Here is a 14,101-nt window from a genome sequence, read left to right as displayed (position 1 = left end):
TTTTTTTTATGCCTTTATGCTATATAGCCTTTGGGAGCAACGTAGAGGACAGGCTCAATTACATAATAAAAGCCTTGGAGCTTCTAAAGGGTTATGGCTCAATAAAAAAGGTTTCCACACTATACCTTAGCCAGCCATGGGGCAAGACAGACCAGCCAGTTTTTATAAATGGCGTCCTTGAGTTTGAAACAGAGCTTAACCCTATAAGACTTCTTGAGATTTTGAAAAACATAGAAAGACAGGCTGGTAGGAAACCAAGGGAAAGGTGGGGACCAAGAGAGATAGACCTTGATATATTACTCTATGAAAACCATATTTTGATGCTTAGCTTTCTCCGTATTCCACATCCTTACCTTACAGAAAGAGACTTTTTCCTTTTTCCACTTCTTGAATTAAACCCCAACCTTATACATCCCGCAAGCAAGGTCAAACTTCAAGAATACGCAAGCAGGCTTGAAAACAACCTTACTCCCTTTGCTTGCCTTTTACCATTTTAATTCACTCCTTTTGGCATAAGTCTGAGGTTTTGCTTGGAAAAAGTCCGTCTTTGTGTCATTTATAGTCCTAAACTGGTCTATCCATTTCATAGGGTTTTCTGTAACTTCAGGATATAATGGCTTGTAGCCAAGTTGAGTAAGCCTAAGGTTAGAGAGATACTTTATATACCTGTCTATAAGATAGTCATTAAGACCCAGTATCTGGTTCTGGGTGACATACTTACCCCACTCTATTTCCTTTTCTGTGGCAAACTTGAAAAACTCATAGACCCACTTTTCAATCTCTGGAGTGAAAAGCTCAGGCTGTTCTTCTTTGAGGGTTAAGATTATGTTCCTAAAGAGGGTCACGTGGGTTAGCTCGTCTCTGTTTATATACTTTATCTGCTGGACAGTGTTCCTTACCTTTCCCTGTCTTCCAAGGGTATAGAAAAAGGCAAAGCCAGAGTAAAAGTATAGGCTCTCAAGCACATAGTTGCCAAAAACCGCCTTTATAAAGTTTTCCTCAGTGGGCTTTCTTATAAACCCGTTATATAGCTCTGCGATTACCCTATTTCTCTCCATAAGAACCTTGTCTTGCCTCCAGTAGTTGTATATCTCGTCCGCAACCCTCGGGTCCACGACGCTTTCAAGGATAAACTGGTATGAATAGCTGTGCAGTGCCTCTTGAAACTCTTGAGAAGTAAGAGCCATAACAAGCTCTGGTGCGGTTATATAGCGGGCAAACTCCTTTAGCATGTTTACCTGATAGGAGTCAAGAGCTATCAGAAAGGACAATACCATTTCGTAGGCTCTCCTTTCATACTCAGAGAGTTCCTTTTCATACTGCTTTCTATCTTCGTGCATGGGAATCTCTTCTGGTATCCAGAAGTTGGTAAAGCCCATGGTCTTATAAAGGTCAAAAGCCCACTGATACTTGACGCTGTTTAGTTCCATTATGTTGGTAGGGTTTCCAAAGACTATCTTCCTCTTTGATGGTTCTCTGTCGCCTTCGGGGTTAAAGATTATAGTCCTTTCCATTTTTTACCTCCTTAGGTGGAACAACTTTCGCACTCTTCTATATCGGTCATAGACTTGCTCCTTGTGTAATAAAGGGTTTTCAAACCCAGCTCCCATGCAAGCTCGTAAAGTTTAGAGAGCTTAGGACCATCTATGTTCTCTGGGTCTATGAAGAGGTTAAGAGATTGTGCTTGGTCTATCCACTTCTGCCTTACCGCACCAGCTCTTATGACCCACTCCTGGTCTATGTTGTAGGCACTTTTGTAGTGCCAGAAGTACTTATCTATTTCTGGTGGCACTTGAGGGAGTATTCCAGACATGTTCTCTTCCTTGTAATACTTGGCGAATATGGGGTCTACCGAAGGTGTTGCACCCACGATGAGGGAGGTAGAACCCGTGGGCATCACCGCAATAAGGTAGGCATTTCTCATGCCGTAGCTTTTCACCTCCTCTGCAAGACCTACCCAGTCAAAGCCGTTCTTAGAAATCCTTGTATTTTCCTCTGCGCTCCTACCAAAGAATATACCCTTGCTCCAGTCTGAACCTTCAAAAAGCTCATACCTTCCCCTTTCCTTTGCCAACTGCATTGAACCCTTTATAGCATAGTAAGCCAACCTTTCAAATAGGGCATCTGCAAACTCAAGGTGCTCCTCTGACTCCCATTGTATGCCATGCTTTACAAGACAGTAGTGGTAGTTGCTCACTCCTATGCCTATTGACCTGTATCTTTTGTTTGTCCATTCTGCCTCTTTTATGGCGTAGAAGTTCATACTTATCACATTATCCAACATCCTCACGAGCAGTGGCACAACCCTTTCCATGTCCTCCTGTGTGTAGACCTTGCCAAGATTAACAGACCCAAGATTACAAACTACCACATCTCCAGCCTTCTTCTTGTGAACTATAATTCCATCCTCTGTAAGCGTATCCTCCATGTGGATGGTTGCAGACATGTTTTGCACTATCTCATGGCACAGGTTAGAGCTGTATACCATACCACAATGCTTGTTGGGGTTTAGTTTGTTTGCGGTATCCCTAAAGAATATGTATGGCTCACCAGTTTCAAAAATCACCGTCAAAAGCCTTTTCCAAAGTTCAAAGGCGTCCACTTCCTTCTTTGCATGTGCTGGCAGTTCCCTTTCCAATTTTTCATAAAGCCTTTCAAACTCTTCTCCATAGAAATCTTCAAGGTTTTTCCCGTCCTTCACCTTCTTGCAGTAATAGGGGTCAAGCAAAGTCCACTTTTGTCTGTTCTTGAGCCTTTTCATAAAGAGGTCTGGTATGGCTATAGCCGGATGTATATCGTGAGCCTTTTTCCTCTCATCTCCCACGTTGGTCTTTACCTCAAGGAAATCCAAAACATCCTTGTGCCATATATCAAGGGTTATGGAGGCAGAACCCTTTCTCATACCAAGTTGGTCCACATATATCATCACATCGTTTAGAATCTTCACCACAGGAAGCACTCCAGAGCTTGCACCTTTGAACTTTCTAATAGGAGCACCCGTTGCCCTTATTTTGCCCAAGTATATACCAAGACCGCCTGCAAACTTGGATATCTGCCCAGCCTTTTGCACGTTATCAAAGATATCATAAAGGTCATCATCCACCGTTAACACAAAGCAGGAGCTAAGCTGTGTATGAGTCCTGCGTGCATTCATAAGGGTAGGAGTTGCCAAAGATATCTCATGCTTACTCATAAGGTCATAAAAGAGCTTTGCATACTTTAGCCTTTCCTCCTTCTTCTCCGGTATAGCCAAGGTCATAGCCACAAGCATATACATTTCCTGAGGGAGCTCCACTATGTTTCCATCCTCGTCCCTTACCAAATACCTGTCTGCGAGCACCTTTATGCCCGTGTAGTTAAAAAGCAGGTCTCTATCAGGGTCTATATACCTTGCAAGGGTATTAAAGTCTTCTTCCGTGTATTCCCTTAGGAGATAATCCCCGTATATACCCCTATCCGCATAGGTCTTAACGAGCCTGTAAAAGCTATCTGGGTTATAGGGTTTGTATTTACCATTTATCTTGTCCTTTACCTTGTAGCCTCTGAGATGCCCTACATCTTTGTAGAGGTCATACAAAAGTAGCCTTGCCGCCACATACTGCCATTGGGGTGTCTGAGGTGAAACCTTCTCCGCTGCGGTCCTTATAAGGAGCTGTTGTATTTCCTTTGTGCTTATTCCATCTCTGAACTGTATCTGGGCATCCAGCTCAAGCTCCATAGGGTCTACATCTATACCTGCGCATGCGAAATCTATGACTATGCGTATCTTGGAAATGTCCAAAGACTCCTTCTTTCCGCTCCTTTTAAGGACATGCATAGTTTACCTCCTTTCCTTATATTCTATGGATAGCAATGGTCTTAGTTTATGACTACGGATACCATATGGCAAACTCAGAGTTCCTTGAAAAGTCATGCCCTCCACCCCTAAATCCTTAATATGGGTTCTTCCATAAAAATACTTCTGAAGTGCATCACTCCATTCTTAGATGGGCTATTGCCTCAATATGGTAAGTGTTTGGAAAGTTATCTACCATCCTGACGCCAAGAATCTTGTAGCCACCTTTTACTAAGACCTTTAGGTCTCTTGCCAAGGTTGTAGGTTCGCAAGAAACATACACTATCTCCTTGGGTTTATTCTTCAAGACGAGCTTTGCCTCGCCTTCAGAAAGACCCGACCTTGGGGGGTCAAGAAAGAGCAAATCTATAGGCTCTCCCGCATGCTTTTTTAAGGCTTCAAAACCGCTTTCATGTTGAAAACTCACATTACCTACGGAGTTTATCTTTGCGTTGTATTCCGCATCTCTTATAGCTGACCTGTTAACATCGTAAGCGAGGACAAAGTTAGACCTTTCTGCCAAGAAAAAGCTGAAAAATCCTATACCGCAGTGTAATTCAAGCACATGGTTATATCTTTCCTTTGGCACTGCGAAGTTGACAAAGTCTTCCCAAAGAAAGTGGTTAACCTGAATAAAAGAGTCCATACTCATCCTATACTTGTATGAACCTACCTTTACAAAGGTAAAATCCCTACCAAGACTGTAGAGTCTATTCTCTATATACACACCTACACCTATCACCCTTTTAGGAAGAAGATTATCTATGAGCTTTTTTAGTTTTTCCTTTGGAAAAGACTTTTCTGAGAGGAGTTTTATCAAAAACTCTCCTTCATTAGGAGAGTAGAAAACATGTATCTCCTTTAAACCATCTACCTTTTTCGCAAGCTCTTTGAGAGAAGGGATAAGGTCATTTATGGCAGGATGAGCAACAAGGCATTCTTTTATCTCTACTATATTATGGCTTCTCCTTTCAAAAAATCCCAACTTCTCCCCAGAAACCTTAAACTGAACCTTGACCCTATAGCCAAACTCCTCAGAAAATAGAGAAGGCTCAAGACTCTTTAGCTCCAGTTTCCCTATTCTGTTTAGTGTCTCAAGAAGTATGTCTTCTTTTGACCTTACCTGAGTCGGATATTCCATATGTTGGAGTTGACAACCTCCACAGATTCCAAAGTAGGGACAGGGTGCTTCTCTTCTTGTGGAGGATTGGAGTATCACCCTCTTTGTCTTTGCAAGAAGGTAATCTCTCTTTTCCTGAAGGGTTTGAACTTCTACTATCTCACCAGGAAGTGCATAGTCCACAAGGACACTTTTCCCTTCCTTCTGTGCAAGACCATAACCACCGTAAACGAGCTTCTTTATGTAGAGGCTCTCTTGCAGGTTCATGAAAGTCTCGTGAGGGCTTCAAAGTCTTCCTCAGACATAACGTCTATATACCAGCCCGTGAGTTTATTTGCCAACTTCACATTTACACCATGCTTGCCTATGGCGAGGGATAGCTTTTCCTTTGGCACTGCCACCTCAGCCCTTCTGTTTTTTCTGTCAAGCCTTATCTTTGACACGGGAGCAGGAGAGATACTTCTTTTTATGAGCTCCTCCTCGTTGGGCGTCCACCTTATCACATCTATCTTCTCACCAGAGAGTTCCTCAGATATGGGAGCTATCCTTGAACCTCTCACTCCTACTATAACACCCACGGGGTCAATCTTGGTGTCCTCAGAATGCACGAGCACCTTTGCTCTCTCCCCCGGCTCTCTCACTATGGCTTTTATAACCACATCACCCCTTGCAACTTCTGGAACTTCATGTTCTATGAGTTTTTTGAGGAACTTTGGGTGGGTTCTTGAAAGAATTATCTCATATTTACCCTTTCTCCTGCTTACGCTTAGGAGCAAAGCCTTAAGCCTGCTCCCTTGTTTGTACTCTTCTTTTTTTATCTGCTCTCTCGTTGGGATTATCCCCACAACCTTACCAAGGTCCACTATTACATCACCCTCTTCTGTTATCTTTCTTACTATACCAAAGACTATCTCTCCCTCTCTTTCTAAATACTCAAGGTATCCCCTTTCTTCTTCTGCCTTCTCCAGCTCTTTTAGGAATTCCTCCTTCGCTGCATGAGCTGCGATCCTGTTTACATCTTCTGTTGATATGTCCAGGGGAAGTTTTACCACTTCACCGTTTTTTCTTCTCACTACGCACACCCTTATCTGGTCATCCTCAAGGTGCACTTCAAGGTCATCCCTTATTCTTCTATCTTTTTTTATGGCAAGGGCTATAGCGTTCTTAAGAGACCTTTCCACAACCCATTCCGGAAGGTTCTTATCCTTTGCAACCTGTTCTATAAGTTTTTTTAGATTCTTTACCATCTTTCAATCTCCAAGTTAGCCCTTGCGATGAAAGAAAGAGGAATATGATATTCTTTACCCGTTTCCTTTTCTCTTAGCTGAAGGATGCCTTCTTTAACCCCCTCTATGTATCCCTTCATATCCCTTTTACCCTCTACGGGTTCTCTAAGGACAACCCTTATAAGCCTTCCTTGGAAAAACTCAAAGTGGGAGGGTTTGGTAAGCTCTCTGGTGAGCCCAGGCGAAGACACTTCAAGCACATAAGATACAGGTATTATATCTTCCACGTCCAACAATGCGCTTATTCTTTTGCTTACTTCCTCACAGTCGCCAAGGGTTATACCACCCTCTTTGTCAAGTATCACCCTTAAGACCCATCCCCTTTCAGATTTAAACTCCACGTCAAATAACCTGTAGCCCATGTTTTTCACTATAGGCTCCACCATCTCCTTAACCTTTTCCGCTATCAACTTTTCTTGTAAATGCATGGTTCTACAATTATAGCACTGTATAATGTTCTTGGTATGGAACTTGAAGCTGTTATATCGGAAGTAAAGAGGGTGCTCAGGGGGAAGGATGAAATAGTAAAATATTCCCTCATATGCCTTCTTTCTGGCGGACACCTTCTTTTGGAAGATGTGCCTGGCGTAGGGAAAACCACCCTTGCCCTTTCCATGGCAAAAGTTTTAGGGCTGTCCTTTGCAAGGATTCAATTTACAAGCGACCTTCTCCCTTCGGACATACTCGGAGTGAGCCTTTATGACCAGTCAAAGAAGTCCTTTGTTTTTAAAAAGGGACCAATATTTAACAACCTCATACTTGCGGATGAGATAAACAGGGCTACACCCAAAACCCAGAGTGCATTGCTTGAAGCAATGGCGGAGGGTAAGGTTTCTGTTGATGGAATAACCTACGAGCTTCCTCAGCCCTTCTTTGTAATAGCCACCCAAAACCCTGTAGAACAGCACGGAACATATCCTCTGCCAGAATCTCAGCTGGACAGATTCAGCATGAGGCTTAGCCTTGGATACCCAGACATGGAAACAGAAGCCCAGATACTTAGAGGAGAAAATCCCCTTGAGAAAGTGGAGAGGCTAAAGACGGTAGTAAAGACCCAGGATATCATATCTCTCATGGAAAACATAAAAAAGTGCTATGTATCTCCGGAAGTTGCTCGCCTTGCGGTGGAGATAGCTCATACAACTAGACAGCACCCAAATATACTTCTCGGTGTATCCACTAGAGGACTGATACACTTGATAAACTGTGCCAAAGCACTGGCTTATACCAAAGACAGGGACTTTGTGGTCCCAGAAGACATCTTTGAACTTGCACCCCTTTGTCTTTCTCACAGGATAATAACAAGGGACGGACAGCAGGCGGACCAAATAATAGGAGACATAGTTGAAAATATCAAAGCAAGGTTTAAACCTTAATAATTTTTTCATAAAAACGATGTATAATATAGGGGAAAGGAGGTGGCAACATGAAGAAAATCGCACTTGCCATGGCATTAGCTTCAGGCTTTGTAATGGCTCAGGATAAGCAAAAGCCCATGGACCCCTGTGGAAGCCCACAGGAGTTTTACTCCAAGTACATGTTGGACAAGTGCTATAAGGGCTATTTTGATGCCATAGTGGAGAGCAAGAGGCTGGCAGAAGAGGCTAGCAAGAAAGTCAATGACCTTGAGGGAAGGGTCAAGAAGTTAGAAAATACTGCAGAAGACCACGAGAGACGCATAAGGGCTCTTGAAAGCAGACCGGCACCAGCACCAGCCCCTAAGAAGGAAGAAGGTGTTGGTCCATACAAGTGGCAACTTGAGGAGGTGGGTGTTGTTTACTTTGACTTTGACAAGTTCAACATAAAGTCTTCCGAGGCAAAAAAGCTTGATGATATGGTTGGAAAACTAACAGGGGATAACAGAGAAATCCTAATAGTTGGCTTTGCGGACACAAGAGGAAGCAGCAGATACAACTTCAACCTCTCCATGTGGAGGGCACAAATGGTTGCCAGCTATTTAGCAAGGAAGGGTGTGGATATAGGAAGAATAAGGATAGCGTCTTACGGTAAGGAAGTGGCGGACCTTCTCGGTCCAAAACACGCCCAGCAAAGGGCTGTAAGGGTCTACCTCATAAAATAATCTCTTATCCTTCTGGCACCCTCTTTGAGGGTGCCCCCATCCTTGGCAAAGGATATCCTTATGTATTTGTCTGTATTGTTATCCCCGAAATCTACGCCAGGTGTAACAGCAACTTTAGCTTCCTTTAAAAGTTTCTGTGATAGACTATAGCCATCAAGACCATACCTTTCTACCCTTGCCCAAAGATAAAAAGCCCCCTCTGGGTATGCATCAATATCAAAAACATCCTTCAGCTCTTGGTATAGAAGGTTTCTTCTCTTTCTGTAAATTTCTCTAACCCTTTCAAGGTATTCGTAGTCAAAGGCTCCAAGGGCGGAGTATTGGCTCAATACGGGAGCAGATATGAAGAGGTTCTGTATAATTAGCTCTGCCCTTCTGACCATAACCTCATCAGGAAGTATCATCCAACCAAGCCTAAAGCCGGGCATACAGAAAGCCTTTGAAAAGCCATTTATAACTATAGCCCTCTCACTAAACTCAAGAGCGGTTCTTTCTTTTCTATCGTATACAAGTCCATGATATATCTCGTCGGATATAAAGTATTTACCCTTCTCCTCGCAGTATTCTATCAAAGACCTGAGATTTTCATCCTGATAAAGAGTGCCCGTGGGATTTGCAGGAGATGATATGTGAACAGCGGTAAAGTCCCCGACTTCTCTAAGATGGTCCAGAGTTATCTGATATCCTGTGCTTTTGTCCACATTTACGAAAACAGGGTTTATGTTAAGCACATGGGCAAAGTTTTTATAGCAGGGATAGGAAGGGTCAGAAAGCACAACTTTTTGCCCTGCATCCATTAATATGGTATAAGCTACAAGGAATGCTCCTGATGTTCCAGTTGTTATAACAACCCTAGAAGGTGAGACCTCAACGCCATAATACTGATAATAGTGCTGAGCTATGAGTTCTCTAAGCTCCCATAGACCAAGACTGGGTGTGTAGTAGAACCTTTTTTCTTTGATAGCTCTTTCAAGGGCTTCCAGGACAGAAGGTGGAGGCTCAAGGTCTGGCTCACCTATCTCCATATGAACCACATCCCCCATGACTTGGGCTTCTTTAAGAATGTCCATAACTATAAACGGGCTTACTCTGTCAAGTCTTCCCATCTCTTAGATTATCAAGCATAAACTTTGCTATGCCTATACCACCAGCCTCTGCCAACTTCCTGCTAACATTTTCAAGGAAGGTATCGTAGTATAACTTAGTATCAAAGGATTTTCCCTCTAACATAGGTCTAAAGGCTTCTTTCATAATTTCCTTTAGAAGTATGGCTTCAAACTCAATGGCGACTGCCTTCTTGTCCTTTTTCATAACATCTAAGTAATTCAGCCCATTAGGAGAAAACAGCACTCTTTTGCCGAGCTCCATTGCTAAAATTATACTATGCTTTTCCTCATTCTTCTTCTATTTTTCCCATTGAGCCTTTTTGCCCAGGTTTTCATAATGTCCAACTACCCGCTGAGGAAAAGCAACATGGAAAGGGTTATTAACGAGCGGAATTACAGGGACATGGTGGATATCATAAGAAAGATAGAAGATGTAAAAGATGTTTACCTTATGGAAAGTGAAGAAGGAATATACATCTACGTGGAAAGACTTCCCATAATAAGGTCTATACATATAAAGGGAAATGTGGCACTTATCAGAGAGGAGATACTATCTTATCTTGGCTTCTATGAGGGAATGCCAGTGCGAGGTCCGGAGTTCAAAGATTTGGATGTGGAAGAAAGGGTCAAAAGATTATACATGGATAGAGGCTTTCTTGACGCGTCTGTAGGGGTTACATTAATAAAAGATGAAGATGGCTACATAGACCTATATATAGGAATAGATGAGGGGCCTGTTTATTTTACAGATGAGGGAGTATACAGAGGAGCAAGCTATCCGTCTTCTGTTTTGGATGAGTCCATAGGGCTTGTAAGAGGCAGGGTAGTAAAGGAAAGTTTTTTCAGAGAGAGTGTTTTTCAGCTTCAAGACTTTTACATTAGGGAGGGCTTCTGGGACAGTTTTGTGTATTATGAGGGACTGGGAAAATTAAGATTGAGCAGACCCTTCTACCATGTGCTTATGCCTGGAGATAGGGAGATTAGGAGAAAACCCCTCAAGTTTCTTGGTTCTTTATCTGAGGGCATCTCAAACCTTTTTAGCCATCCAATTGCCACCTTCAGAGCCATAACGGGAAGGGGCTTTATTGCAAGACCCGTGTTTCAGATAATTGAAGGTAGGAGATATAAAATTAACTCAGAAGGAGCAAGCTTCTTTACAGAAAAGGAGCTTACCGCTATAAGCGGTCTACAAAGCAAGGGTGTTGACCCCTTTTCACTTGAGGAAGCAAGGGAAAACATAATAAGAGCATATCAGAAGAAGGGTTTCTTTGATGTGAAAGTTGAATATGAAATGACAGAATACACTATAAATTTCAAAATACAGGAAGGAGACAGATATAAAATCCTTGGGGAAGGCTTTGACGGACAGTTTTATGATGAGGATGTGTTAGAAAAAATCCTTAAGTCTAAACTGGAAAAGTTATACAAAGAAGGCTATACGCTTGCAGATGGTAGATTAAAAAGGGAAGTCCTTAGAGACAAAAAAGAGGTAAAGGTAGAGTTTGATATAAATCCGGGAAAAAGGCAGATACTAAAGGATGTAAAGTATGAAGGCGAAAACAAGGATATAAAGGAACTATTTAGCAAATATAGAGATAAACTACCTGCCATATTCAACACAAACCTAATTGAAGCCATAAACATAGACTTACAAAATTATTTCCTCAAAAAAGGTCTAATGGACGGCAATTTTGATATAGATGTTAAGGTCCAAGAGGAAGGAGAAAACATATTCTACATATATACATACAAAGTGGAAGAGGGGCAGGTTTACAAGCTCGGTGATACTATCTACTATGGCTATGAAAAGACCTCACCAAGAGAGCTATCTTATATGACAAAAAGAGCACAGAATTACTCACAAAATCTTGATGATGAAACGTTACACAACATGCTAACCAGCGGTATATTTAACGGCGTGTCAATAGACACCTTTGTTGACAAAGAAAAGAAGGTGGTTCACCGACTAATTCAGGTATCAGAGGACAAAAGAGGTATTTTTGACCTTTCTATTGGATACAACACGGAAGAAAATATATCTCTTGAGGCTTTTATTGGCTTAAGGAATTTATTTGGAGCTGGGCTTTCCTCTGGCTTGAAATATAGAAAAACCGGTAAAAGAGAGCTTTATGAACTTAGCCTCTCAGACAACTTTCTGTTTTCAAGTAGATACTGGCTCAAGTCTAACATGTTTAAAACTTATGAAGAGCACAAAAGCTATAACCTTGATTCATACGGCTCTAACCTTCAATTAGGCTATAGGATAACTAGGAATACATCTATAGGTCCTGTCTTTAGCCTTCTTAGGAACGAGGTAGATGGGCAGAAGTATAACCTCAGAAAGTACGGAGTATTTCTCTTAAGAGAGTTTAAGGATGACATCTTCTCACCAAGCAGAATACACTACGATAGCGTAAACCTTAGTCTTGCAGAAGGCGATGCACGTTACACCAGATTTGACCTATCCACCTTCTATCTCATACCACTGCCAAGAAATTTTAAACTTAGCTTCAAAGTGGCAGGAGGTGCAGTCTGGGGTGATGCACCCATATTTGACAGATTTTTCTTAGGCGGTCTTAGAGACCTGAGAGGTTATTCCTTTGAAGAGGTAGGTCAGCCTAACGGTGGTAAGTACTACACTTTTGGAAGACTTGAATTTATATTTCCTCTGAGAGAGCCATTCGTGGGAGTTGCCTTTGGAGATGCTGGAAGTGTTAGCGACAAGCCTAAGGATTTATTTAAAAATCTCAAGGCTGATGTGGGCTTAGCATTAGGTGTAAATACACCAATAGGACCCATAAGACTGGATGTAGCCTTTCCCTTTGAAGAAAAATGGCTGAATAAGTTTAAGGTCTACCTGTCTGTGGGCTATTACTATTGAGGTCTTCTTTTTTCAATTTTTTGCTTATAGTGGCCTATCTTTTCCTTTCTATATTGGGGGTTTGTAAAGTAAAGTGCACTCAGTAAGAAGGAAAAGCCTGCCACACCCAAAAATATGAGAAAGAGTAGTTTTTTCTTCATGTTTCTAAGGGGGGCATAAGCCCCCAAGGTTTTACTGTTTCTTATGCTGTTTTTCAAGCCACTCGTAGTTGTATGGGTCCCAGTCTTCTGGCATATGAGGAGTCTTGTCAAAGTTGTGTGGTGGTGGTGGTGAAGGAACAAGCCACTCGAGAGATGGGGACTGCCAGGGATTGTCTTCTGCCTTTTTGCCAAACTTAGTGGAAAGTATGAGGTTTGCAAGAGCTATAAAGACACCAAAGCCAAGTATCATAGCACCTATGGTTTGAAGTTCATGAAGCCTAATCCAGCTCTCTATTGCAGGGTAGTCCGCATACCTTCTTGGCATACCCTCAAGACCTACTATAAACTGAAGGAAATAGAAAAGGTTTGAACCTATCATTATAAGCACGAGAGCAATCTTTGCCCAGAACTCACTATACATCCTACCCGTATACTTGGGATACCAATAGTGGAAGCCACCAAAGGCTGCGAGGGTAAGAGCCATACCAAGCACATAATGAAAGTGAGCTACAACAAAGTGAGAGTCATGAACCGCAATATCAAAAGCAGGAAGACCAAGAGGTATACCAGTAAGACCACCTATGAGGAACATGAATATGGCGGAAAGGGTGTATAACATGGGTGTTGTAAATCTGACAGAACCCTTGTAGAGAGTAAATATCCAGTTAAATATCTTTATACCTGTTGGAACGCCTATAAGAACTGTGGTGTAGGAAAAGATTATCCTTATCCAGTCTGGCACACCGCTGGTAAACATATGATGTATCCAGACCATAAAGCCAAGGATTGCAATGCCCCATATGGCTATTATCATAGAGGTCCTTCCAAATATCTCCCTCCTTGAAAAGGTAGCTATCATCTCAGATATAAGACCGAAGGCAGGCAGTATCATAACGTAGACAACGGGGTGAGAGTAAAACCAGAAAAGGTTTTGATACAGAAGTGGGTCTCCACCTCTTGTGGGGTCAAAGAAGGCTGTGTGGAAATATTTATCCATAAGGAGCATAGTTACCGCACCCGCAAGGGCTGGCACACCCAGTATCTGAATGACATTCATTGCAAGGAAGGAGTGCAAAAAGAGGTTCATTTTCTTAAGGGTTATACCCGGTGCCCTCATTGTAAGATTTGTTACCACCAGGTTTATTGCACTTGCCAAAGAAGAAGCACCAAGAAGGTGGATTATAAGGGCATAGAAGGCAACAGGTCCGGCATTATCGTTCAGAGAAAAGGGAGGATAGCCTGTCCACATCATTCTTATGTGATTGCCAGGAAGGAGTGTTATAAGGGCTAAAACGCTTGCAGCAAAGAAAAACCAATAGCTAAGGGCATTCAGTCTTGGAAAAGCCACATCCCTTGCCCCTATCATCAAAGGCAGAAGATAGTTTCCAAAGGAACTCCATATGGCAACCGCCCACCAAAATTGCATGAGGACTCCATGCACTGTAAGAGCCTGATTGTAAGTATCTTCACTCATATACTGAAGCCCAGGCTGAAAAAGCTCCATCCTTATAGCAAGTGCAGACAGACCAGCTATAAGGAAGAACACGAGGCTGGTCACTCCATACATGATGCCTATCTTTTTGTGGTCTGTGGTGAATATCCACTCTTTCAGACCCGCACTGAAATACGGTCTGTAGCTTACCGCTGCCATGG

Annotated in this window: 12 protein-coding genes; 4 read left to right on the top strand and 8 right to left on the bottom strand. The window is 42.3% G+C overall.

Annotated elements, in window-relative coordinates; translation table 11 throughout:
* The first annotated feature begins 8 nt into the window (after positions 1–8).
* The gene (gene folK / locus G3M65_RS09950) at positions 9–497 is read left to right on the top strand and encodes a 2-amino-4-hydroxy-6-hydroxymethyldihydropteridine diphosphokinase (RefSeq protein ID WP_173834489.1); all 489 of its coding nucleotides are present in this window, start codon (positions 9–11) and stop codon (positions 495–497) included.
* Here folK and G3M65_RS09945 read toward each other — a convergent pair.
* The 5 genes from G3M65_RS09945 to rimP all read right to left on the bottom strand — a co-directional run bounded on the left by G3M65_RS09945 (position 486) and on the right by rimP (position 6,669).
* A complete protein-coding gene (locus tag G3M65_RS09945) occupies positions 486–1,514 on the bottom strand; it encodes a ribonucleotide-diphosphate reductase subunit beta (RefSeq protein ID WP_173834487.1) in 1,029 nt (342 codons plus the stop codon). The two genes, folK and G3M65_RS09945, sit on opposite strands and share 12 nt — an antisense overlap.
* An 11-nt stretch (positions 1,515–1,525) precedes the next feature.
* Positions 1,526–3,817: a ribonucleoside-diphosphate reductase subunit alpha gene (locus tag G3M65_RS09940; protein ID WP_173834484.1), complete on the bottom strand. Its 2,292-nt coding sequence runs from the start codon at positions 3,815–3,817 to the stop codon at positions 1,526–1,528.
* Between the two features lie 154 nt (positions 3,818–3,971).
* Positions 3,972–5,222: a class I SAM-dependent RNA methyltransferase gene (locus G3M65_RS09935; protein ID WP_173834482.1), complete on the bottom strand. Its 1,251-nt coding sequence runs from the start codon at positions 5,220–5,222 to the stop codon at positions 3,972–3,974.
* Positions 5,219–6,202: a transcription termination factor NusA gene (nusA, locus tag G3M65_RS09930; RefSeq protein ID WP_173834480.1), complete on the bottom strand. Its 984-nt coding sequence runs from the start codon at positions 6,200–6,202 to the stop codon at positions 5,219–5,221. The genes G3M65_RS09935 and nusA overlap by 4 nt, the downstream gene beginning before the upstream one ends.
* Positions 6,196–6,669 (bottom strand): ribosome maturation factor RimP, encoded by a 474-nt coding sequence (gene rimP / locus G3M65_RS09925; RefSeq protein WP_173834478.1) that lies wholly within the window; start codon positions 6,667–6,669, stop codon positions 6,196–6,198. The genes nusA and rimP overlap by 7 nt, the downstream gene beginning before the upstream one ends.
* Before the next feature lie 36 nt (positions 6,670–6,705).
* Here rimP and G3M65_RS09920 point away from each other — a divergent pair, with 36 nt between their 5' ends.
* A complete protein-coding gene (locus tag G3M65_RS09920) occupies positions 6,706–7,617 on the top strand; it encodes an AAA family ATPase (protein ID WP_173834476.1) in 912 nt (303 codons plus the stop codon).
* A gap of 50 nt (positions 7,618–7,667) precedes the next feature.
* The gene (locus G3M65_RS09915) at positions 7,668–8,321 is read left to right on the top strand and encodes an OmpA family protein (protein ID WP_173834474.1); all 654 of its coding nucleotides are present in this window, start codon (positions 7,668–7,670) and stop codon (positions 8,319–8,321) included.
* On the opposite strand, the gene G3M65_RS09910 is transcribed toward G3M65_RS09915, so the two are convergent.
* The gene (locus G3M65_RS09910; RefSeq protein ID WP_173834473.1) at positions 8,306–9,427 is read right to left on the bottom strand and encodes a pyridoxal phosphate-dependent aminotransferase; all 1,122 of its coding nucleotides are present in this window, start codon (positions 9,425–9,427) and stop codon (positions 8,306–8,308) included. The two genes, G3M65_RS09915 and G3M65_RS09910, sit on opposite strands and share 16 nt — an antisense overlap.
* A complete protein-coding gene (locus tag G3M65_RS09905) occupies positions 9,414–9,689 on the bottom strand; it encodes a hypothetical protein (RefSeq protein ID WP_173834471.1) in 276 nt (91 codons plus the stop codon). The genes G3M65_RS09910 and G3M65_RS09905 overlap by 14 nt, the downstream gene beginning before the upstream one ends.
* 15 nt (positions 9,690–9,704) lie before the next feature.
* Between G3M65_RS09905 and G3M65_RS09900 the strand changes: the two genes are divergently transcribed.
* The gene (locus tag G3M65_RS09900) at positions 9,705–12,308 is read left to right on the top strand and encodes a BamA/TamA family outer membrane protein (RefSeq protein WP_173834469.1); all 2,604 of its coding nucleotides are present in this window, start codon (positions 9,705–9,707) and stop codon (positions 12,306–12,308) included.
* A 171-nt stretch (positions 12,309–12,479) separates the two neighbouring features.
* On the opposite strand, the gene G3M65_RS09895 is transcribed toward G3M65_RS09900, so the two are convergent.
* The gene (locus G3M65_RS09895) at positions 12,480–14,099 is read right to left on the bottom strand and encodes a cytochrome c oxidase subunit I (RefSeq protein ID WP_173834467.1); all 1,620 of its coding nucleotides are present in this window, start codon (positions 14,097–14,099) and stop codon (positions 12,480–12,482) included.
* Between the last annotated feature and the right edge of the window lie 2 nt (positions 14,100–14,101).

This window comes from Hydrogenobacter sp. T-8 (assembly GCF_011006175.1).
GTDB classification, from domain to species: domain Bacteria; phylum Aquificota; class Aquificia; order Aquificales; family Aquificaceae; genus Pampinifervens; species Pampinifervens florentissimum.
Note: the sequence above shows the minus strand (reverse complement) of the source record. Positions and strands in the feature narration are given on the sequence as shown.